Origin of the sequence: Paenarthrobacter sp. NPDC089675 (assembly GCF_044749185.1) — a bacterium.
In the GTDB taxonomy this organism is placed as follows: Bacteria; Actinomycetota; Actinomycetes; order Actinomycetales; family Micrococcaceae; genus Arthrobacter.
Map to the genome: position 1 here is coordinate 666,116 of NZ_JBIVHM010000002.1, position 21,974 is coordinate 688,089.

The following is a 21,974-nucleotide window of genomic DNA, read 5'->3' on the forward strand; positions in this document are numbered from 1 at the left end:
CGCCGGGGGCCGCTTGGGGGTCACAATCCACCGACAGCGGAATCTCCGTGCACCATCCCCCGATGATCCCTAGGATTGAAGCGGTGGCACCCGGCCAGCACCGGGTGCCGTTTACTACGACCCCAAGGAGTGGATATGGCAGCAGTACGCACCGCGCACACGGTTTGGAACGGCAACCTGATTGAAGGTTCCGGCAACACGACGCTGGACAGCTCAGGTCTTGGGACCTTCGATGTCACCTGGAAGGCGCGCACCGAGCAGTCCGGCGGCAAGACCAGCCCGGAAGAACTCATCGCCGCAGCCCACTCCGCTTGCTTCTCGATGGCGTTCAGTCACGCCCTGTCCGAGGCCGGCTACACACCCGAAGAGGTACAGACCAAGGCCGATGTCACCTTCGTGCCCGGCACGGGCATCACCGGCAGCCACCTGACGCTGACGGCCCGCATCCCGGGAATCTCCGAAGAGGATTTCCACCGCATCTCCGAGGAAGCCAAGACCGGCTGCCCCGTGTCCGGTGCCCTTGCGAGCATCAAGATCACCCTGGACGCAACGCTCGCTTCCTAGTACTGCAGGCATCAGCAAGGCGGTAAGCGAAAGGCCCCGCCCTTTGGTTGGAACTCTTCAACCAAAGGGCGGGGCCTTTGCACTGCTAGGAGCCCTGTGGACGTGAAGGCAGGGGCCCTGGGCGGACACTCCGGTAACCCGTGCGCTGCGGCGGGCGGTCAGTGGGGAGCTCCTGGACCATCTCCTTCAAAGCGCCTATGCCATATTCGAGCTGCGGATCGGTCTTGGCCGCGTAGGCGTGGGGCGGGAAGATCACCTCGATGTCAGGCTCGACTCCGCGGTTTTCCACATCCCAACCGATTCCCCCGCCGAACCAGGTAGCGTACCGGGGCTGGGTGACACCCGTACCGTCGGCCAAGGAGAAGCGGTTGTCGATGCCGACAACTCCGCCCCATGTCCTCGTTCCAATGACCGGGCCGATGCCGCGAAGCTTTGATACCTGGGTAATGATGTCGCCATCGGAGCCGGAAAACTCGTCGGCAAGGACGATAACCGGCCCCCGCGGTGCATGGTGCGGGTAGGTCCGCGGTTTCTCGCCCCGCGGCATGCTCCAGCCGGTAACCTTCCGGCCGATCAGCTCCGCCACAAGTTGCGACGTGTGTCCCCCTCGGTTCCGGCGAACGTCCACAATCAGTCCGTCCAGGGCCGTCTCGGTATCGAGGTCGCGGTGAAGCTGTGCCCAGCCGTTGGCCATCATGTCCGGAATGTGCAGGTAGCCAAACTTTCCTCCCGAGGCCTCACGGACGGTTCGCCGGTTTGCGCGCACCCAATCCTGATACCGCAGCCGTTCTTCGTCCCGGACCGGAACTACCGCGACGCGTCGCTGCTGTCCTTCGGCCTCGCCATGCGCTTCACCGTTCAAGAGTGTCAGTTCCACCGTGCGTCCGGCCGCGCCCACCAACTGCATGGCCGGCGTCAGGGCCGCGGAAAGCTCGACGCCGTCAATCGCCAAGAGGACGTCGCCCACCTTCGCGTGGACTCCTGGCTGCGTCAGGGGGGAGGTCGCCAACGGATCGGAGGATTCACCGGCGAGGATATTGGTGATTACCCAGCCCTTATCCCCTAATCGGAACTCCGCGCCCAGCCGTCCCTGGCCATTTCGTCCGGGCTCGTTCACGGCGGCCGGACGCACATAGGCGTGCGAGGTTCCAAGTTCCCCGTGAATTTCCCACAAGAGGTCCACCAGGTCATCGTGGGAGCCCAGCCTTTCCACGATGGGACGGTAGCGCTTGTATACCGATTCCCAATCCTGGCCCGCCATGTCCTGGGCCCAGAAGAAGTCCCTCTGAAGTCTCCAGGCCTCGTCGAAGGCCTGACCCCACGCTGCCACCGGATCCAGGACAACGCGGATCCGATTCAGCTCCACCTTGACCAGCTCGCCTGAGTCCTCCTCTACCTTCTTGTCCGCGGGAACGGAGGTGACCTGCTGGTCCAGGACATACACCACCCGTTTGCGGTCTCCGGAAAGGCGGTAACGGTCGGCGGCCTTGACCAGCGTGGTCGGCTGGCGTTTGGCGATGTCGTAGCGGACCAGGGACGGCGCAATCTTCTTGTCTTGGAGGGTGCCTTTGCCTTCGCCGGTGACGCCCGACAGTTCTGTGTCCAGCCAAAGAAGGGCTCCGTTTGCCGTGGTCAGGTCCGAATAGTTGCCCTGCGGCACGGGAACCGCAACAACCCGCTGAGCCAACCCTTCGGCATCCACGCGCACGTCGGGAGTCTCGGCGTCGTCGGCGTCACCAACGGCGGGCGAATCCTCCAGGGTGTCCACGGATGGTCCGAACGGCGAGGGTGTTTCAGCACCCAGTGCCACGAGGTATGGCTTGATAGGGCTGGGGAAAGACAAATCGAAGGAGTGTCCGTCATAGACCGGATCGAAGCTCCTGTTGGACAGGAACGCCAGGAACTTGCCGTCTGGCGTAAAGGCCGGGGACTCGTCGCAGAATCGGCCGTCCGTGACATCGATAATGCCGTCCTGGCCATCCGACGGACGTACCAGCCGAAGCTTGCTGCGCGAGCCAAAGGAGGTAACCGGTTCGTTCCAGGCCAGCCATTGCGAATCACCGGACCACGCGAGCTGGTCGACGCTGCCTTCACCGATGCTGACGAGCCTGGTCAAGGCACCCGAAACGGTGTCTGCAACGAAAACATCACCGAATGCTGTCCCGATCGCGAGCCACCGCCCATCCGGGCTCGCTTCCAAAGCGCTGATCCGGGTAGGTGCGGGGAAATCCACGCGGATCTCCTGAGTGTCCTCCCCTGCCTCCGGACGCCTCTCTTCCACGCTGGAGACGGTGTCCGCTGAGGCTTCGGCATTGGCCGTTTCGTCCGCGCTCTGCGGATGGCCAGCACCAGGGCCGACGGTACCTGCTGCCTGCTGGCCGACCGGTTCCTTCCCTAGGACGTTCGACGCCGAAACAGGCTTGGGCAGGAAGTCCACTTCCTCGGCCGGCACGGCAGGGGTGTCCACCGGCTTCGGGACGTCAACCGTGGGTTTGGCTGAAAGCCTGGCCGCGATGCGCTTGATATAGAGGGCCTCCACACCCCCATGATCGGCAACGTAGGCGATCCGTCCGTCCGTCAGGGGCCGCGGCAGCCGGGCCCGGACACCGGGCGAAGCTTCCACCACACGCGAGGGCCCATCCTTGTGGCGAAGCCAGTGGATTGTTCCGTGGGCTTCCACGGCGCTGGCCGTTCCGAGACAGTTGGGGAAAACGTCGCCAAGATGGGCAGAGACCTTCAGCGGACCGGGACGACGTCCCGGTGAAGCAGAACCCAGGCTGATCTCCAGCTTGGCGGCGACGGCGTCGGACTCCAAGGAGGGCAGGAGCCAAAGCTCACCGGCAGACTCAAAAATGACGCGCTTTCCGTCGGAAGCCGCATGCCGGACGTAGAAATCCTGGTGGTCGGTATGCCGGCGCAGATCCGATCCGTCCGGAAGCACGGAATACAGGTTGCCGTAGCCCTCATGATCGGAGAGGAATGCGATCCGGCCTTGGACCCACAAAGGGTCCGTCAGGTTTCCATCGAGTTCGGGGACCAGCCGTTCATACTCGCCGTTGCCGTCCGCGTCGATCCACAATTTTCCGGCCGTGCCGCCGCGGTAACGTTTCCACCAAGCCGGTTCGCGGGAAAGAACACTGGCAAGGACTACCGGCTTCTCGTCGCCGATTTCAGGCCCGAAGGCCACACCCTCCACCGGGCCGAAGGGAAGCTCGACGGCGGCACCGCCGTCGAGGGGCACGCTGTACGCATGCGTGTGGCGGCTTTCAGCCTGCTGGAAGGCGCTGGTGACCAGTACGTTGCCGGCTGGAGTGAATCCCCTGACACGGGTCGTGGTGTGTCCGAAGTAGCTCAGCTGCCGGTAACCGCCACCGTCCACATCAGCAGTGACCACTTCCGGCGCGGTACCTACAACGGCAGTCCAAACCAGCCGTTGGCCATCCGGAGTGAAGCGGGGGTTCCTGGCGGGCAACTGCTGGGACGAAACGCGCCAGGCACGGCCGCCGCCCACAGGCGCGATCCAGATGTCGTCTTCGGCCACGAAGGTGAGCAGGTCACCGTGTATGTGCGGGAAACGGAGGTAGCTGGAGGAGGTCATTGTTCGATCATAGTCAGTATGCAGACGCGGTCCCGGTCCTTCGCGGGGCGTTTCCGGCACGCCCCTGCGGCATGGTGAGATGGGTCATGCGAATCGTGATGTCCGGTGCGTCCGGGATGATTGGAAGCGCGGTATCGAAACTCCTGGAGTCGCGAGGGGACGAGGTCATCCGGCTCGTCCGCCGGCCTGCCCGGACAACCGGCGAACGCTTCTGGGACCCGGCGGCGGGGTTGCTGGACAAGGCGGTGCTCGACGGCGCCGATGCAGTCATCAATCTTTCAGGCGCAGGAATCGGAGACCGGCCCTGGACCAAAAGCCGGATCAGGGAACTCTACGACTCACGACTTCAGCCGACCCGCACCCTGGCCGCCGCCATGGAAGAGATGGATAACCCGCCAGGCACCTTCATCAGCCAATCAGCCTCGGGATTCTACGGAGCTTCACGCAATGAGGTCCTAAGGGAAAGTGCTCCTGCAGGCTCAGGCGTTCTTGGCCCGCTCTGTGTGGAATGGGAAGCTGCAGCCAGGACCGCCCCTGAGGCTGTCAGGGTGGTCACCCCGCGGACCGGAGTCATCCTCAGCACCTCAGGTGGCGCGCTCGGGCCGCTGCTCCCCCTCCTCAAGCTGGGACTGGGCGGTCCCTTTGGGGACGGGAGGCAGTATTGGCCATGGATCACCCTCGCTGACGAGGCAGCCGCGCTTGCATTCCTTGTCACTGCCGACGTCGAAGGGGCAGTAAACGTCTGCGCGCCCGGCATTGCCGATGTCAACACGATCGTCGCCAAGCTGGCTGAAGCCTTCCACCGTCCGGCCGTCTTCAGGGTTCCCCGCCCCGCACTGAAGCTGTTGCTGGGCGGTCTGGCCGATGAACTTGTCATGGCCAACCAGGCTATGGATCCAGGGCGGCTCGCCGGTGCCGGGTTCCATTGGCAACATCCCTCCCTGAGCCAGGCCATGTCCTGGCTGAAAGCGGAAACGATTTCCTAACTACCGTTCAGGATCTCGGAAATGCGCCACTTGCCGTCGACTCTGGTGAGCACAACTGCGATGTGCTGTTGCTCGCCGTACGGTTTCCATCGGATGACCTGGCCCTGCGCGTTGCGCTCCTCATAGCTCGACGTCACGGCGGTCACGGCCATCACTGCGTGGTTTCCGTCCTTGGAAGTCTGCTCTACGGCCTTCAGTTCCGTACTGAACCCGGCCAGGTGGACGCCCTGGGAGGTCAGCTGCTCTGCAAGTGACTGGTCTGCAATTGCCGCGGGAGAGCCGGGAACATTGACCAACTCCAGCAGTTCGGGGCGACCTTCGTTCAGGGCCAAATCGCGGACTGATGCAAGTGCTGCCATGGCAGCACCAGCGTCCGGAGACCCGAGCTGTTCCGCAAGGACCGCCGGAATGTCCGGCTGGGCGACCGGCGTGGTCCCCGCGACGGCTACTGCAGCTGCAGGAGCCGGCTGGGGGACAAAGTTTCCCGACCAGACAAGCCACGTGGCGCAACCCACAGCCAAGCAGACCGCGCCGGTCAGCGCACGTTTCAAAAAGAGCCTCTTGCCCTGTCCTGGCTCGAGCCTTGGAGAGGCGGCTAAGGGAAGACTGGGGCGGCGTGCGAATCTTGGCAGGACTCCGCGCCTCCGACCCCGTGTGCCTGCCGCCCGCCGGGTCAACAGTTCGGGGATGACCGAGGCATGGACAGAACCGGCCAGGTCCACGGGTTCCGGCGAAGCGGTCCTGTAAATGGCCGCAGAAAACTCCTTGGCCGTGGGACGCGCCTTTGCATCAGGGTTCAGCCCGGCCTCGAGCACCCCTACCAAGGTTTTGGGGACATCGGGAACCAGCACGGCCAAAGGAGGACGGTTCCGCGCAGGCTCCGGAGCATGGCCGGTCAGGCAATACCAGCCCAGCGCGGCCAGGGAGTAGATATCCCTTGCAGGTTGAAGCGCATCGCTTGGCCGATAGCCTGGGCCCGAGGAGGGCTCGGCGAATCCCGGTGTTCCAGCACCCAAGGATTGTTGGCGCTCCCCCAGCAGCCCAGCGAGTCCCAGGTCAGCCAACAACGGTTTGCCTTGGGCGGTGAAAAGGACATTTCCCGGCGAGACATCACCGTGACCTATTCCCTGGCTGTGCAGATGCGCCAAGGCTTGCGCCATCGGCGTCAATACTGTGACGCATTCACCTACTCCGATCTTTCCGCGGGCCGATATGACGTCGGCCAGGGAACCGCCGGGTGCATAGTCCATGACCACTGCGATTCCGGCGGCACCACCTTCCGTGCTGCCGGGCACCTTGACCAGTTCGTGGATTGATACCAAATGTTCGTGGCTCGCTGCCGACACGATGCGCGCCTCCCGGCGGAGCCGCTCCATTTCTTGCGGCTTGCCTGCGCCGTCGTCCGTGTACTTCACCGCGAAGCGGGCCCCGTCCGCATTCCTGGCTGCCAGCCATACTGTTGCCGACGCGCCGCGGCCCAGCAGCCGCGAGCAGGTATAACCGGGAACGACTGGCGGCAGCGGTGTCCCGGTGTCCAAAGTCTCCATGTCAAAGGTCTACCTGACGACGGACTTTCGTGCAGAAGTTATCCACAGGCTCCGCCCACCCTCCTGAGGTACTCCTCGCCCGGGTCAGATGCGACTGAGAGGTTCACCACAAAATCATGGGCTGAGTCGCACTGGGTCTAAGCTTGAACGCATGACTCTTGAGTTTTCACAACTGGGTCTTGCCCCGGATTTCGTCGATTACGTGCAGGGCTGGGACCTTCAACGGGAAATCCACAACAAAGTTGTTGCCGGTGAGAAAAACAGTACCGTCCTGCTTCTCGAGCACGCGTCTGTCTACACGGCGGGCAAACTCACGGAAGATCACGAACGCCCCTTCGACGGCACGCCCGTGGTTCCGGTGGACCGGGGTGGCAAACTTACCTGGCACGGTCCAGGTCAGCTCATTGCCTATCCCATTCTCAAGCTGAAGAACCGCGCCGGAATCCGGGACTACGTGGAACGGCTTGAGGCCACCATGATCGCCATCATGGAGGACTACGGCATCCCTGCAGTCCGAGTCAAAGGCCGTGCAGGCGTGTGGGTTCTTGCTGATGAGAAGGGCCCCGACCGCAAAATTGCCGCCATCGGCATTCGGGTACTGGACGGTGTCACCATGCATGGAGTGGCCATCAACTGCAGCAACGACCTCACACCCTACGCGCAGATCATTGCCTGCGGGATTACGGACGCCAGCGTAACCACCATGTCGCTGGAAACCGGCCGCACCATTAACCCCGCAGACATCGTTGACCGCTTCGTGGAAGAGTTCCGCAAACACGAAGAAGCCCTAGTTTCCACTCCAGAAGGAGCCCTCCAGTGACTCTCGCCCCTGAAGGCCGCAAGCTGCTGCGTATTGAGCAGCGTAATTCGGCGGTGCCGGTTGAACGTAAGCCTGAGTGGATCAAGGCAAAGGTCCAGATGGGGCCGGAGCTCGTCGGGTTGAAGAACCTGGTGAAGAAGGAAGGCCTGCACACCGTGTGCGAGGAGGCCGGGTGCCCGAACATTTTCGAGTGCTGGGAAGACAAGGAAGCGACGTTCCTGATCGGCGGGTCCGAGTGCACCCGGCGTTGTGATTTCTGCCAGATCGATACCGGCAAGCCCTCCCCGCTGGACCGGTTCGAACCGACCAAGGTGGCCCGGTCCGTGCAGGCCATGCAGCTGCGCTACGCCACGGTCACCGGCGTGGCCCGCGACGACCTCGAAGACGAAGGCGTGTGGCTGTACGCCGAAACGGTCCGCAAAATCCATGAACTGAACCCCGGCACCGGGGTGGAGCTGCTGATCCCTGACTTCTCCGGCAAACCCGAACACATCACCGCGATCTGCGAATCCAAACCCGAAGTGTTCGCCCACAACGTCGAGACCGTGCCGAGGATCTTCAAGCGGATCCGGCCCGCGTTCCGGTACGAACGGTCCCTGGATGTCATCACCCAAGGCCGGGACCTGGGCATGGTGACCAAGTCCAACCTGATCCTGGGCATGGGCGAGACCCGCGAGGAAATCTCCGAAGCCCTCCGCGACCTGCACGCTGCCGGGTGTGACCTGATCACGATCACCCAGTACCTGCGCCCCTCCGAACGGCACCTGCCCGTGGACCGCTGGGTCAAGCCCCAGGAATTCGTGGACCTCCAGCACGAAGCCGAAGAGATCGGCTTCCTCGGCGTCATGTCCGGGCCGCTGGTGCGTTCCTCCTACCGGGCCGGCCGGCTGTGGGCCACCGCGATGCGCAAAAAGGGCTGGGACATCCCCGAAGCCCTGGCCCACATCGAATCCTCCGGAACCACCCGCCAGGAAGCCTCCACCATCCTCGCCGCCCACAACTAGAACACAGCCACAGCCCGGTCTCCGGGTTCCACAGGCGCCCCTCAGCAACACAGGGGCGCCTGTCGCTTTTAACGCAGTCTCTTATGGCTCCTGTCCCGGCTCCCGTGGCCCAGGCCCAATGCTGACGGCAACTGTTTCTCCGTCTCTTGGGTCGATGACCCGTAGGCTGTCCCATTCGATTGCCGGCAGCCCATCCGGGGTGTCCTCGGGATCCAAGGTGCCGTCTACGGCTACAGCCAAGTGAGGCACATCGGCGGCCACAACCATTCGAAGCGCCATCAGATGGGCAAGACTCAAGCCGTCAAGGGGTTGCACCAGTGCGACAAACCCTGACCGCCATGTCGAATCCGAATGAACAAGCGCTTCCACAGAGGCGAAAACGTCGGATACGACGTGCACTTCCATGGTGTTTCCGCCGGCATTGGCCCGCCAGGCGCGGTAGCGGAACCGGGCACGGGCGTTGCCGTCCAGGATTGCATAGTCCTGGACCACATCGGATGTGAGGCTCAAGGCTGCCGTTGGCAGCTCTTGCTTCAATGCTCTCCGTCCGGGGTTGAGACGCTTGGGCAGTGCTGCCGTCCAGCGCGTTCCCTCTGGCGCGATTGCGGTAACCGACGTCATGTGCTCCACCGGGTCGCTGGACTTGAAGAGAATCTGTTCCGCTGACGTGTACTTGACGAAGTCGTAGGAATGGTTGGTCATGAGTTGCAGGAATCGGGTGCGGCCGCAGTGCCCTTCCACAAACCAATTCGCGTTACTCACCGAGGACGCCTTCGGGTCGACACGGACCTGCAACTGGACGCCCTCATCACCATGGAACGCACGTAGTTCTTCGCATTCGAAGCGTTCTACCGATGCTCCAGCCAAGAACTGCCTGATGATCCCGAGCATGGCTGGAAGTGCCGTTCGCGCAACCTCGGCGTGTTTGCCGTTGATCCGGTACTTGGTGAGATTCGGCACGTCTTGCACCAGCTCAATCAGCGAATGGTTACTGAGTTCGTCCGAGTCGGTGTAGAAGTAATCGATGGTCCTGCCCTCGGCAAAATACTGCCGCAGACGCTCTTCCGGCTGTTGCATGCTCCTAAGGGATCGGTTCCGGAAGAGGTTGTCCTTAAAGAAGGGCTTGCTGAAGTAATACGGCAGGTTCATTTGCGGAGCTGCCAACAACAGCCTCGCCGCCGGAAACGTCCGCGCATACTGGATGGCGATCGAACCGCCCTTCGAAGCGCCAAAGAACAGCATCGCGGCGGGGTCAATGCCGAATCGCTTGCGCAGGCCTTCGATGGTGGCGGTCACCCTGTCTTCGAGGGGCCTACCCGCATTGTCGACCAGCATGTAGGAACCGGCCGCGAGGTAGCGATCCTGGAAGCAGACCATAAGGGTCTCTTGCAAGTCCGCATCAGTAAGGGCTTTCAGATAGCTCACCGCATAGGACACCCGGGTTGTCGATGGACCGAAGCCCGGAAAAGTTATCAGGAGCTTCTTTGGATTGACGGTATTCCCCCGCAGCGAATAGTAGGTATCCCCGTGCTGCTCGACTCCATACTGTTCGTCGTAGGCCAATTGCTGTGGGGTGGTGTAGGCGCCATGTCCGATCTTCAAGTCGAAGGGCACATCCAAGTCCAGGTGATACCGCGCAGGATCGTCCGAACGAACCATGATGTTGCGATACTCAAGCGGAAAGCCGCGCGCGGGTGGTTCAATGACGTTTCCGTAAACCATCTCGCCGTCTTCAAAAAGCCGGAAAGGTGAACCCACTAGTTCCTGCCAATTGCTGATGGTCAGCTTGGCAAAGAAGACCCCGGAAGGAAGCTTCTCTGAAGCCACCCTGCGGATTCTGCCCTCGAGTCCCCTGACCTTGAGCAAGCGTTTTGCAGGCGACCCTGGCGGCGAAGCCATGAGTGCCCTTGCAATCTCCGTCCCCGTCGACGAGTAGACCACAACCTTGCCGGCGTGCTTGACCCTGCTCTTGATGTTCTGCAGACGAGAGGTCACAGGGCCAACATCCTTTCGACGATTTTCTGGTTGATGCGTTCGGGATCCACCCCATGGAAGAACCGTCGGCGCCGTGCCTCGTACATGGGGTCCTGCAGGGCGAACCGCTCCTTGACGATGTGGTCGATAACCCCGGTGTGGTCACTGAACACCGGTCCAAGGCCCTCCTCTTCGTAATCCAACCGCCCCTCGTACGGTTGATCCCGGAAAAACTCAGCGCGGTCCCAGTGGTAGTAGGCGATAGGCACCCGGATAAAGGCTGCGTCGAGGACAGCGGAACTGTAATCCGTGAACACCATCTCCGCCCCACGGATCGCTTCGCGGTAACTCAAGGTGGACTGGACCACGCGTTCCGAGAAGGTGAAGAGGCCGGAACGTTTCTCCACGTTTGGATGGAGTTTCACCTCCAGCCTGCGGTCCGTCTCTTCCAGGAACCGGAGCAGCGCGGGATCCTTGAGGAGACCTTCAATTGCCCCAAAGTACCGGGACTGCAGGAATTGCTCAGTGGATGCCTGATGAAGGTTGAACCGCCATGTAGGCATGAAGAGCAAATGGCTGGGCTGGTGCTCCTCCCGCGCAAGGGTCTCCATTCGCGGCAATCCGGAGTTCAAGGTTTCCACGGGGGCAAGCTTGCCCATGTAGTCAGCCTCGAACTGCCCTGTTGCAATGAAAACATCGAAGTACTTGGAGAGTAGCCAGTCCGTCATGTCATTGAGCTGGATTCCGTGCTGGAGATACACAAATCGGGAGTTGGCGAACGATTTGCCTCTGTACCTGACGTTGTAGATCTGCGAGGACACAACGAGGTCGGAAACGAGGAAGTTCTCATAGAATTCCGGGCTGAAGATTGGTACGAGCTTGAATCCTTTCGCCTCAAGCCTTTCCCAATCCGGTGACTTGGGGTTCAGGGCAAACCAGGCCTCCGTGTACTCCGGATGCGCTGATCGGAAGTAGTCATACAGGTGTTCGGCATTATCGTCTGCCTGCATGGGGCGGTCGAAGAACAGGATCCCCGATTTTGGCCCGATCGGCCGCTCATAGAAGTTGTAGCTCCCGGGTCGGGCGTGGCCGGGCCTCAACGACCGCGGCAGGTAGGACTTGCCAATGCGAACAATGTCCTCACCGAACAGCAATTCGTAAAGCAGAAGATCCTGGTTGCCATAAGCCTGGCCCGTTTCGAAGAGGAGGTAAATGTCCTCCCGGCTGAGCTGCTTGTAAAGGTGCTTGTCTGCGCCCGGGTCCTCCAGCCACCGGACCCAGGCGGCCTCGAAAGGTTGCAGCGGCTCCACCATGCCCAAAAGCTCGACCAGTTGGTAGTTGACCACAAGTTCGCGAAGGTGGGCCAGACCAACGGCCGTTGCCTTTTGAACGCGCATTCCGCGCAGGAACAAAACCAGGAAACGCAGGACGTACAACCGGAGGGGCTTCGAAACTGCGGGGATCAGGGGGACCAATCGGAGCGCCTCCTCGGACAACTGGAGCCCGATTGCGGCCTTTGTGTCGGAGGCGACCGAAAATCCGGTAGGGAGGGGGCGGACGTTCCCGATCGACCAATACAGCCTGTAACTGAGGTACAGGGCCGAGCGGTCGACGTCACCGATCGCTTGGAGGGCATCGGCCAGTCGACGGGTATTGAAGGCGGGACCGTAGACGTCGGTGTCCCGGGCGTAGTGGTACGGGTCCTTGAGTTCGTTTCGAGCAACGTTCTTCGGGAGCGTCCCCGTGTAGATCACCGGTTCGGCCAAGTAGACAGTGCGATTCCGAAGGTAGGTGATCATGCTGGAGACATAGTTTGCCGAGAGCTGGTGGCTCGTTTTCATGAAGACGATGTACGTGCTGCCGATTTCCTGGCATAGCCTGGCGATAACCTGCGTGGTCAAGGGTTCCTGGGATTGCTGGATAGCGAATTCGGAATCGAACCTGAGCCTGGCCGCCACCAGTCGTCGGTACATATCGGTTTCCCGGTCCACGGTTCCCGGCTCTTCGAGAACGATGGTTAGCAGCGGCGGCACATCTGACATCTTTTCCCCCAATGTGTTGCGAACGGGTTTCTATGGGCAGATCCGGTCCTTCCTCGGTTCCCGGCAAGTGTTTCCCACGTATAAAGTGACGCCCGCAATGAAACGTGACGGAAAAGAAATGGCCCTGCTCGGTCCCAAGCAGCTTGGGACGTCCGGTCCGGGGGCCTGCATCACGTAGAATTAATGCACTATGGCGAACTCCCCTGATTCCAGCAACTCGACCCCCACGGCCGACGCTCCCAAGCGTGGGCTGTTCCAGCGCAAGCCCAAGGAAGCCAAGGCCAAGAAGCCCAGCCAACTGAAGCAGATCGCTGAGGTCTTCAAGATGACACGGCGGAATGATCCCCAAGTCGTGTGGATCATGGTGCTCGCGTTCCTCGGAGTCGTTGCCGTTGCTTTCCTCATCGGCTACCTCCTTGAGAACTGGGTCACCGGCCTGATCATCGGTATCCCGCTGGGCCTGCTCGCCGCAGTCTTCATCCTTTCCCGTCGGGCCGAAAGGGCAGCCTTCGCGCAGATCGAAAACCAACCAGGAGCCTCCGGAGCCGCACTCGGCACCCTTCGCCGGGGCTGGGTAACGCAGGATCAACCTGTTGCCGTCAACCCACGCACCCAGGACGCCGTTTTCATGGCCATTGGCCGCCCCGGCGTAGTGCTGGTCAGCGAAGGACCCAGCCACCGCGTCAAGCCGTTGGTGGAATCCGAGCGGAAACGGCTGGGACGGATCCTTCCCAACGTCACCATCCATGTTCTTGAATCGGGCCGGGGTGAGGGCCAGGTCCCCCTGAACAAGCTCGCCAAGACCATGGGCAAAATGAAGAACGAATTGACCAAGGTAGAGGTCAATGCGGTCTCCAAGCGCATCAATTCCCTGGGCAACCGACTGCCCATCCCCAAGGGAATCGATCCCTATAAAGCCCGCCCCGACCGCAAGGCGGCGCGCGGCCGCTGATACGGGATTCAAAGAGAACCGCCCCGGTCCTTCAAGGGACCGGGGCGGTTCTTTGCTTTGCAGGGCGCTTTGCCTGACGGCCTCCGAAAACTGATGCCTGCGCTACATACGGATGAGAATGGTGTTCATGGCCTTGTCGTGGAGCCCACGCTGGTCCGGGTCGAAAATAACGGCCGGAATAACAAGGCAAACAAGCAGCGTCCGGACGACGGCGGCAAGAGGTCCGGGCTGCCCGCCTGCAAGCCGGACCACGTGGATCCCTGTGATTCTGTGCCCAATGCTGTAGCCGAGGGTCCCGATCAGCAAAATCTGCTCCACCGCAAAAACTGCGAGGGTCGCCCACTGGTTTCCGCCAAACGCAAAGTTACTGATCACCAAGGCGATCGTCCAGTCGATCACAATTGCCAATATTCGTCGCCCTGCCCGTGCCATGGAGCCGGGGCCGGACTCGGGCAGGCCCAGACGCTCGCCGGGATACTTGGAAATGCCGGACGTATCCGGACCGCTCAACCAGGAGCCAATGTCTTTTCGATCAACCACCCACCAAGCTTAACTCTTGGCGGCAGCCCGGACTGCCGGCGTCGGACAGCTCCCTTGCCGACTCAAGCGCCTCCCCGTGTTCGCCAACCGGACGCTCGTGGACCGGACACGGGCGAGCCGACTACCGTTTACACAACAGACGATTCTGTAACCTGCCGGAAACAATACTGACACTCCCGGGAAATCCCGTCTCCCTAAGGTGATAGAAGTTGCCAGCCAGCGTGGCAAAGGGATTTTTCTGTGTCTCCAGCGCCTGGTTTGGGCTGGACCACTTGGCCTTCAGGGCCTGTTACTTATATGCATAAGGAGCATAGATGTTCAAGACTGCGGACGAAGTCCTCAAGTTCATCAAAGAAGAAGACGTTAAGTTCGTCGATATCCGCTTCACCGACCTCCCCGGCGTCCAGCAGCACTTCAACGTGCCGGCCAAGAGCGTGGACCTCGACTTCTTCGTGAACGGTCAGCTCTTCGACGGTTCCTCCATCCGCGGATTCCAGGGCATCGCCGAATCCGACATGCAGCTCATCCCGGACGTCACCTCGGCCTTCGTCGACACGTTCCGCATTGAGAAGACCCTCGCCCTGAACTTCTCCATCGTGAACCCCCGCACCGGAGACCCCTACCATCGCGACCCCCGCGGCGTGGCAGAAAAGGCCGAAGCCTACCTGGCATCCACCGGCATTGCCGACACGGCGTTCTTCGCTCCCGAGGCTGAGTTCTTCGTCTTCGACAACATCCAGTACGAATCCTCCCCGCAGGGCAGCTTCTACAAGATCGACTCCGAAGAGGCGCACTGGAACACCGGCCGCAAGGAAGAGGGCGGCAACCTCGGCTACAAGACCCCCGTCAAGGGCGGCTACTTCCCCGTCTCCCCCACGGACAAGCAGGCCGACCTCCGCGACGCCATGTGCGTTGAGCTGGACAAGGCAGGCCTCGAGGTCGAACGCTCCCACCACGAGGTTGGTTCCGCAGGCCAGGCAGAAATCAACTACAAGTTCACCACGCTGACTGCAGCTGCTGACGATCTCCAGAAGTTCAAGTACGTCATCAAGAACACGGCAGACGCTTGGGGCAAGTCCGTGACCTTCATGCCGAAGCCGGTCTTCGGCGACAACGGCTCGGGCATGCACTGCCACCAGTCGCTGTGGAGCAACGGCGAACCGCTGTTCTACGACGAGAAGGGCTACGCCGGTCTTTCCGACACCGCACGCTGGTACATCGGCGGGCTGCTGAAGCACTCTTCCGCCGTTCTGGCCTTCACCAACCCGACGGTCAACTCCTACCGCCGTCTGGTCAAGGGCTTCGAAGCTCCCGTCAACATGGTCTACTCGCAGGGCAACCGCTCCGCAGGTATCCGTATCCCGATCACGGGTTCCAACCCGAAGGCCAAGCGCATCGAGTTCCGCGCTCCGGACCCCTCGTCCAACCCTTACCTGGCGTTCGCCGCCCAGCTGATGGCCGGCATCGACGGCATCCGCAACCGCATCGAACCCCCGGCCCCGATCGACAAGGACCTCTACGAACTCCCTGCCGAGGAAGCCAAGGACATCCCCAAGGCACCGGGCACCCTCGAAGAAGCCCTTGAGGCCCTCCGTGAGGACAACGAATTCCTGCAGGCCGGCGGCGTCTTCACCCAGGACCTGATCGACACCTGGATCGAGTACAAGTACGAGAACGAGATCCGCCCGCTGTCGCTGCGCCCGAACCCTTACGAGTTCGAGCTCTACTACGGCGTCTAGTCACCCAGCGGGAACTTTAGGGTTTCCGACAAGCAGAAGGGCCGCCCCCAGGCATTACCTGGAGGCGGCCCTTCTGCTTGTCTGGCTGGGGGCGTAACCCGCTACTCGGAGTCCTTGCCCTGTTCACGGTCCCGAATGTTGCGCCCGAATTCGTCAAGCTTGTCCTTGACGGCTTTGGCGGCGTCGGCAAGACCCTTTTCGGCGCTGCTCAGGGGATCAAGCTGAAGGTAGACGTTCCTGTCGATCGGCAGATCGTACTCATCCTTCAGGTGCGTTCCTCCGGCCACTCCGTGCAGCGACAGATAAACCAAGGCCTCTGTCCGGGCGATACCTGCAATAGTGCCGAAAACAACGGTGAAGTCATTGGGCTGAAAGCTCACCGATTGTCCAACGTGGCGTCGATCCAGCTCTCCGGCCGGCACTGCCCGTTCCGCAGGGCTTCCGTTGTAATCCATGTCTTTCCCCTTTCATCGAGAACAAACTACCCAATGAGTCTATAAGGGGACTTATGAATCCGTCGCGGGGCGGTGTCGCTGCATGAGCGCGCTTGCTTCAGTGCTGGGTCCGCGGCGCCTTCCCAGGTTCCTCGGGCGCTGCGCATTCGTCGCAGAAGACCCTGCTGGTTTCCTCACCGCAGCACTGGCAGCGGTGAATCAAAGCTGCTGTCTCAATCACATAGGCTGTCATAGGAATTATGGTGCCCGCGGGCGCCGGACCGGGACACGAGTAGTGAGTACTCGATTTTTGCCTACGTAGGCCTTTGGACTACTTGGTTCCAGCAAGCGGCACGCAAGGGTCGAGCAGACGCAGGCCGTCCTCGGGCTCAGCATTCTGCGTGGCCGGCATCTGGTCCGGGAAGGTGGCAAAGCATCGCCTGCAGGCGTAAATGCCGGCCAGCGAGTGCCGGGACGCCCAATGGGGACCCGCCTGCTCACACCGAAAGCAGGCGGTATCGGAAAACGAGGCCCCATCCGGGTCAAGCCAGACCGTCACAGGATGAATCCTAGGCCAAGCAACCGCGCCCGAACAGAGCAGCGGATCCGTTACTGCTTGCCGTACTTTTTATGCACGGCCTGTTTGGACACGCCCAGGCACAGCGCGATCGCTTCCCAGGACAGCCCCGCATGGCGCGCCGCGCGGACAAGGGAAGCCTCCGCGCGGCCCACCTCCTTGTGCAGTTCGGCCACGGCGTAGAGCGCTTCAGCGGGACCCATGCCATCCATTGAACCAACCAGTGTTTTCATCCGGTCCACCTCCATGCGTCAACCTTAGTTGACGGCACGCCATTCGTCAACAAAGGTTGACGGCGCTGTCGAACGCCCTGTACATGGTTCTCTGCGGACCGGAGCTTCCACCCAGGTACCGCCCGGAATCCACAAAACCGGCGTTGGCGTAGACCTTCTGCGCCGCCGGATTGCGTTCGTTGACGGAAAGCACGACGCCGGACTCCGCACCACCCAGCCTCAGGGCCAGCTTGCGCGCTTCGTCCACGGCTGCGGCAGCAGCCAGCGAGCCCATCCCCCGCCCTTGGTATGCAACGTCGATCAAAAATCCCCGCAGCAACCAGGCCGATGCATCATCCGCCCATCCAGCCAGGGACGCCGCGCCGTATTGCAGCGTCAGAACCCCGACCTGCGCACCCTCCGACTCGATAACGTAGGGAAACCGAGAATCGTCCTCAAGACCGACCAGCATCATGCGCAACGGGTCTCCGACGAAGTCCCGCTGCCCTGCACTGACGCCCATCCGGGCCACCTCACCCAGCTGTATTGCGCGGCCATCATCATCGAGCTGCTTCAGGCTGATGAGCCAGACGTACCCGGAGCCGTTATGACCGTCTGCCTTCATGTTCCGTAGAACTGCCTTTCGAAGACCGCGCGGGCACGGCGGCTCAACCGAAGGTAGTCCTCCTCAAAGGCTCCCGCCGTTCCGGGCGGATACCCGCACCAGCGAGCCACGGCTTCAAGATCCCGCCTCGAGGACGGCAGGAGGTCGGAGGCGCGACCCGTGACTATGACGTTGGCCGACCTGATACGGCTGGCCAGCTTCCACGCCTGAGCCAGCAGTCCGGCGTCGCCCTTGCCAATCAGCCCCAGGCTTTCCGCCGCCGCCAGGGCAGTTAACGTGGACGTACTGCGCAGTTCGGGATGCTTTCCGGCATGCTGCAACTGCAGCAGCTGAACCAGCCACTCGACGTCGCTCAGGCCGCCGCGGCCGAGCTTCACGTGTCGTGCCGGGTCGGCACCCCGGGGAAGCCGCTCCGACTCTACCCGCGCCTTGATGCGACGGATCTCACGGACGTCCTGCTCGGACAGTACCTCCGGGTATCTGATGGGATCGATCAACTTCACAAAGTCGGCGGCCAATTCGTCCGAACCTGCCATGGGCCTGGCACGAAGCAAAGCCTGGGCTTCCCAGATCAGCGACCAGCGGCGGTAGTACTCTGCATAGGATTCAAGGGACCGGACCATGGCGCCGTTCTTACCCTCCGGCCGAAGGTCCGCATCCACTTGGAGCACACGTTCGGCCTTGATGGCGGGCTTCAAGGGCTGGGTCAGGAGGCTGGAGAGCTTGGCAACAATCGCCAGCGCCTGTTCCTGGGCCTCAGCGTCGGTGAAACCGGGCCGGGCGCGGTGAACATACATGACATCGGCATCGGAGCCATAGCCGATCTCGCGGCCTCCCTGCCGCCCCATGGCAACCACCAGGACGTCCGTCTTCAACGGTCCGGAATCCGAAACAGAGGCCTCGGCCACGTGCAGGGCGCCGAGAACCGCTGCCCGGTCGGTCTCAGCCAAAGCGGATCCCACCTGGTCCTGGTCCAGCAAACCGGAGCTATCGGCGATCGCGGTACGCAGGATTTCCCGACGCCTGATGAGCCTGATGAGCCGCATGGCACTTTCCGCATCCGGATGCCTGGAAAGCTTGGAGCGGATCTCCTGCCACTGCGCCTCAAACGGGATGGGGGCAAGATCCTTGTCGCTGCCAAGCCAGGCAACGGACTCCGGGGACACTTCGAGGAGGTCAGAGATGAGCCGCGAGTTCGACAACACCTGGCACAAGCGTTCCGCGGCCGCCTGGGAATCCCTCAGCATGCCCAGGTACCAGTGGGTGGTGCCCAACGCCTCGCTGACCCTGCGGAAGGCGAGCAAACCGGCGTCGGGGTCCACGCCCTCGGCCAGCCAGCCGAGGAGGATGGGCAGCAACTGGCGTTGCAGTGCAGCCCGCCGGCTGACGCCGGCCGTCAACGCCTCAATGTGGCGCATTGCCCCCTGCGGATCGAGGTAACCGAGTGCGGCGAGGCGTCCTTGCGCAGCCTCAGGAGTGAGCTTGGCGTCCTCGCTGCTCAGTTTGGCGGCGGTGTTGAGCAGGGGGCGGTAGAAGATGCGATCATGCAGTTCGCGTACGGAGCGTTTGGTCTTTTGCCATGCCGCGAGAAGCTGCTCAGGGCTGGGGCGCTCATTCGAAAAAGGGCCCAAGACCGCCTTCGCAAGGAAGCGTTGCGCCTCCTCCGCGGCGGGCATGAGGTGGGTGCGCCGCAACTGGAACAACTGGATCCTGTGTTCCAGCACCCGCAGGTACCTGTAGGCGTCGTCGAAGGCTGCGGCGTCAACCCGGCCGATGTAGCCACCCGCTGACAGCGCGGCAATGGCAGAGGTCGTGTCCCGGCAGCGAAGGGAGTCATCGGACTTGCCGTGGACCAGCTGAAGCAATTGGACCGTGAATTCGACATCGCGGAGTCCACCGCGCCCCAGTTTGATCTGACGCTGCTCCTCCGCAGCGGGAATGTGCTCGGTCACCCGGCGCCTCATCGCCTGGACGGACTCGACGAATCCTTCCCGGCCCGCGGAGGCCCACACAAGAGGTTGCACGGCCTCTTCATAGAGCCTGCCGAGCTCCCGGTCGCCTGCGATGGTTCGGGCCTTGAGCAAAGCCTGGAACTCCCAGCTTTCCGCCCACCGCGCATAGTAGCTAAGGTGTGAGGGCAGCGTCCGTACCAAAGGACCGGACTTCCCTTCGGGCCTGAGGTTGGCATCGACTTCCCACAGTCCCGGCTCGGGCGCCGGCGAAGAAATGGCCCGTGAAATTCCCGAAGCCAGGGCCGTGCCGATGGTTGCGGCGCGGGCATCGTCAAGGGCACCCGGATCAATGACGTAGATGACGTCCACGTCGGAGATGTAGTTCAGCTCGCGGGCGCCGCACTTGCCCATGCCGACCACAGCAAGCCCGACGTCTGCAATCTCCGCCGCGTCGAACTGGCCGGAGGCTTCCACCCTCGAAACAGCAAGGGCCGCTTCTATGGCGGCACCGGCAAGGTCGGCCAACTCGGCACCGGCTGCCGGCATGAAATCCTGGGGGGAAGCTGCGCACAGATCCTTGATCGCCAGCTGGGTCAACCCCCTGCGGTAGGCGGCGCGCAGGGCTGTATAGGCGGGTAGCCCCGTTAGGCCGGCCACAGGTCGCTGCGCACCTGGATCGGCCTTCACTGAGCGCAGCAGAACCGAACGCAGCTCTTCCGCCGAGGCCGGGAGTGGCTCGGGACTGACCTTCGCCTCGAAAACATCGAGGTTTTCGGGCCGCCGCATGAGAAATTCCCCCAACGCCTCCGATGCACCAAGAAGCCTGTAGAGGGGCTCGCTCTTGTCCGGGTGGGCGGCAGCGAGCGTGGCCAGGCCCGGGTTTTTCTCGATCAGGCGTACCAGCGACTGAAGAGCAGTATCGGGGCTGGCGGCAAGTGCCAGCCCCGCAAAAAGGGCTTCCTGGTCGATGCCTTGAAGTTCCTTGGCAGCAAGGAACCGCTCGCCCTTCTCAAGATCACTGAATCCGGCCGAGATGAGCCGACGTGCGAGGCTCATTCAGCCTCCTACAAGATGCCGAGGTTGCGCTGCAACTCGTAAGGCGTGACCTGCAGGCGGTAGTCCTGCCACTCTGCGCGCTTGTTGCGAAGGAAGTGCTCGAAGACCTGCTCGCCCAGAATCCGGGCAACAAGCTCCGACTCCTCCATGGCACGGATGGCGTCATGGAGGCTGGCGGGCAACGGGGCGTGTCCCATGGCCTTGCGTTCGGCGGTGGTCAGCGACCAGACATCGTCCTCGGCGGCTGCGGGGAGGTCGTAGCCCTCTTCGATGCCCTTGAGTCCGGCACCAAGCAGGACGGCGTAGGCCAGATAGGGGTTGGTGGCCGAGTCGATGCCACGGTACTCGATACGGGCGGACTGGCCCTTGCCCGGCTTGTACAGCGGGACACGGACCAGCGCCGAACGGTTGTTGTGTCCCCAGCTCAGGTAGCTCGGAGCTTCGCCCCCGCCCCAGAGGCGCTTGTAGGAATTCACGAACTGATTGGTGACAGCCGTGAACTCGGGGGCGTGCCGAAGGATGCCGGCGATGAACTGGCGTGCCGTCTTGGACAGCTGGAACTCGGCACCGGCCTCGAAGAAGGCGTTGGTATCGCCCTCGAAAAGCGAGAAGTGCGTGTGCATGCCGGATCCGGGGTGGTCCGTAAACGGCTTGGGCATGAACGTTGCGTACGTGCCTTGCTGCAGGGCGACTTCCTTGATCACCGTCCGGAAGGTCATGATGTTATCCGCGGTCTGCAACGCGTCGGCGTAGCGCAGGTCGATCTCGTTCTGCCCCGGACCGCCCTCGTGGTGGCTGAATTCCACGGAGATTCCCACGGACTCAAGCATGGTCACGGCCGTGCGGCGGAAGTCCTGAGCCACGCCACCCGGGACGTGGTCAAAATAGCCGCCCTCGTCCACCGGTACGGGAGCGCCGTCCGGGCCCAGGTCCTTGGACTTCAGGAGGTAGAACTCGATCTCCGGATGGGTGTAGCACGTGAAGCCCATGTCCGCCGCCTTGGCAAGAGTGCGCTTGAGGACGTTGCGGGGGTCGGCAGCAGACGGCTCGCCGTCCGGGGTGAGGATATCGCAGAACATCCTGGACGTCTGTTCGGTCTCACCTCGCCATGGCAGGATCTGGAAGGTCGACGGGTCCGGCTGCGCCAGCATGTCCGATTCGAACACACGCGCCAGGCCCTCAATTGCCGACCCATCGAAGCCGAGCCCTTCTTCAAAGGCGCCCTCGACTTCGGCGGGAGCAAGTGCCACGGACTTGAGCGAACCCACGACGTCGGTGAACCACAAGCGTACGAAGCGCACATCACGCTCTTCGATCGTCCGCAGAACGAACTCTTGCTGGCGGTCCATGGG

Annotated in this window: 16 protein-coding genes; 6 read left to right on the forward strand and 10 right to left on the reverse strand. The window is 62.3% G+C overall.

Going from position 1 to position 21,974, the window contains the following annotated elements; all coding sequences use genetic code 11:
• Window positions 1–135 precede the first annotated feature (135 nt).
• Window positions 136–564: an OsmC family protein gene (locus tag ACIPY2_RS07115; RefSeq protein WP_400265647.1), complete on the forward strand. Its 429-nt coding sequence runs from the start codon at window positions 136–138 to the stop codon at window positions 562–564.
• Window positions 565–649: 85 nt separating this feature from the next.
• Here ACIPY2_RS07115 and ACIPY2_RS07120 read toward each other — a convergent pair whose 3' ends face one another.
• Complete coding sequence (locus tag ACIPY2_RS07120) at window positions 650–4,162, reverse strand: S41 family peptidase (protein ID WP_400265648.1); 3,513 nt, start codon at window positions 4,160–4,162, stop codon at window positions 650–652.
• A gap of 86 nt (window positions 4,163–4,248) precedes the next feature.
• On the opposite strand from ACIPY2_RS07120, the gene ACIPY2_RS07125 reads away from it, so the two are divergent.
• Window positions 4,249–5,148 (forward strand): TIGR01777 family oxidoreductase, encoded by a 900-nt coding sequence (locus ACIPY2_RS07125; RefSeq protein WP_400265649.1) that lies wholly within the window; start codon window positions 4,249–4,251, stop codon window positions 5,146–5,148.
• Here the strand turns inward: ACIPY2_RS07125 and ACIPY2_RS07130 are convergent.
• Window positions 5,145–6,695 (reverse strand): serine/threonine-protein kinase, encoded by a 1,551-nt coding sequence (locus ACIPY2_RS07130; RefSeq protein ID WP_400265650.1) that lies wholly within the window; start codon window positions 6,693–6,695, stop codon window positions 5,145–5,147. The genes ACIPY2_RS07125 and ACIPY2_RS07130 overlap by 4 nt on opposite strands.
• A gap of 88 nt (window positions 6,696–6,783) precedes the next feature.
• On the opposite strand from ACIPY2_RS07130, the gene lipB reads away from it, so the two are divergent.
• Both lipB and lipA read left to right on the forward strand, forming a co-directional pair.
• Entirely contained in the window at window positions 6,784–7,515 is a 732-nt protein-coding gene (gene lipB, locus ACIPY2_RS07135) for a lipoyl(octanoyl) transferase LipB (protein WP_400265651.1), read from the forward strand.
• Window positions 7,512–8,519 carry a lipoyl synthase gene (gene lipA, locus ACIPY2_RS07140; protein ID WP_400265652.1) on the forward strand — a complete coding sequence of 336 codons (1,008 nt, stop codon included), beginning with the start codon at window positions 7,512–7,514 and terminating at the stop codon, window positions 8,517–8,519. The genes lipB and lipA overlap by 4 nt, the downstream gene beginning before the upstream one ends.
• An 81-nt stretch (window positions 8,520–8,600) precedes the next feature.
• On the opposite strand, the gene ACIPY2_RS07145 is transcribed toward lipA, so the two are convergent.
• Complete coding sequence (locus ACIPY2_RS07145; protein ID WP_400265653.1) at window positions 8,601–10,514, reverse strand: hypothetical protein; 1,914 nt, start codon at window positions 10,512–10,514, stop codon at window positions 8,601–8,603.
• Window positions 10,511–12,526 (reverse strand): CDP-glycerol glycerophosphotransferase family protein, encoded by a 2,016-nt coding sequence (locus tag ACIPY2_RS07150; protein WP_400265654.1) that lies wholly within the window; start codon window positions 12,524–12,526, stop codon window positions 10,511–10,513. Before ACIPY2_RS07150 ends, ACIPY2_RS07145 begins: the two co-directional genes overlap by 4 nt.
• A gap of 199 nt (window positions 12,527–12,725) precedes the next feature.
• Between ACIPY2_RS07150 and ACIPY2_RS07155 the strand changes: the two genes are divergently transcribed.
• A complete protein-coding gene (locus ACIPY2_RS07155) occupies window positions 12,726–13,487 on the forward strand; it encodes a DUF4191 domain-containing protein (RefSeq protein ID WP_400265655.1) in 762 nt (253 codons plus the stop codon).
• A gap of 102 nt (window positions 13,488–13,589) precedes the next feature.
• Here ACIPY2_RS07155 and ACIPY2_RS07160 read toward each other — a convergent pair whose 3' ends face one another.
• Window positions 13,590–14,027 (reverse strand): RDD family protein, encoded by a 438-nt coding sequence (locus ACIPY2_RS07160; protein ID WP_400265656.1) that lies wholly within the window; start codon window positions 14,025–14,027, stop codon window positions 13,590–13,592.
• A gap of 314 nt (window positions 14,028–14,341) precedes the next feature.
• Here ACIPY2_RS07160 and glnA (ACIPY2_RS07165) point away from each other — a divergent pair, with 314 nt between their 5' ends.
• Window positions 14,342–15,766: a type I glutamate--ammonia ligase gene (gene glnA / locus ACIPY2_RS07165; RefSeq protein ID WP_397322857.1), complete on the forward strand. Its 1,425-nt coding sequence runs from the start codon at window positions 14,342–14,344 to the stop codon at window positions 15,764–15,766.
• 101 nt (window positions 15,767–15,867) lie between these two features.
• Here glnA (ACIPY2_RS07165) and ACIPY2_RS07170 read toward each other — a convergent pair whose 3' ends face one another.
• The 5 genes from ACIPY2_RS07170 to glnA (ACIPY2_RS07190) form a co-directional block, all read right to left on the reverse strand.
• Window positions 15,868–16,221 (reverse strand): hypothetical protein, encoded by a 354-nt coding sequence (locus ACIPY2_RS07170; RefSeq protein WP_400265657.1) that lies wholly within the window; start codon window positions 16,219–16,221, stop codon window positions 15,868–15,870.
• A 588-nt stretch (window positions 16,222–16,809) separates the two neighbouring features.
• A complete protein-coding gene (locus tag ACIPY2_RS07175; RefSeq protein ID WP_400265658.1) occupies window positions 16,810–17,025 on the reverse strand; it encodes an AsnC family protein in 216 nt (71 codons plus the stop codon).
• Between the two features lie 31 nt (window positions 17,026–17,056).
• Window positions 17,057–17,614 (reverse strand): GNAT family N-acetyltransferase, encoded by a 558-nt coding sequence (locus ACIPY2_RS07180; protein ID WP_400265659.1) that lies wholly within the window; start codon window positions 17,612–17,614, stop codon window positions 17,057–17,059.
• Window positions 17,611–20,622, reverse strand: coding sequence for a bifunctional [glutamine synthetase] adenylyltransferase/[glutamine synthetase]-adenylyl-L-tyrosine phosphorylase (locus tag ACIPY2_RS07185; RefSeq protein WP_400265660.1), 3,012 nt, complete (start codon window positions 20,620–20,622; stop codon window positions 17,611–17,613). Before ACIPY2_RS07185 ends, ACIPY2_RS07180 begins: the two co-directional genes overlap by 4 nt.
• Before the next feature lie 8 nt (window positions 20,623–20,630).
• Window positions 20,631–21,971 (reverse strand): type I glutamate--ammonia ligase, encoded by a 1,341-nt coding sequence (gene glnA / locus ACIPY2_RS07190; RefSeq protein ID WP_400265661.1) that lies wholly within the window; start codon window positions 21,969–21,971, stop codon window positions 20,631–20,633.
• Window positions 21,972–21,974 lie beyond the last annotated feature (3 nt).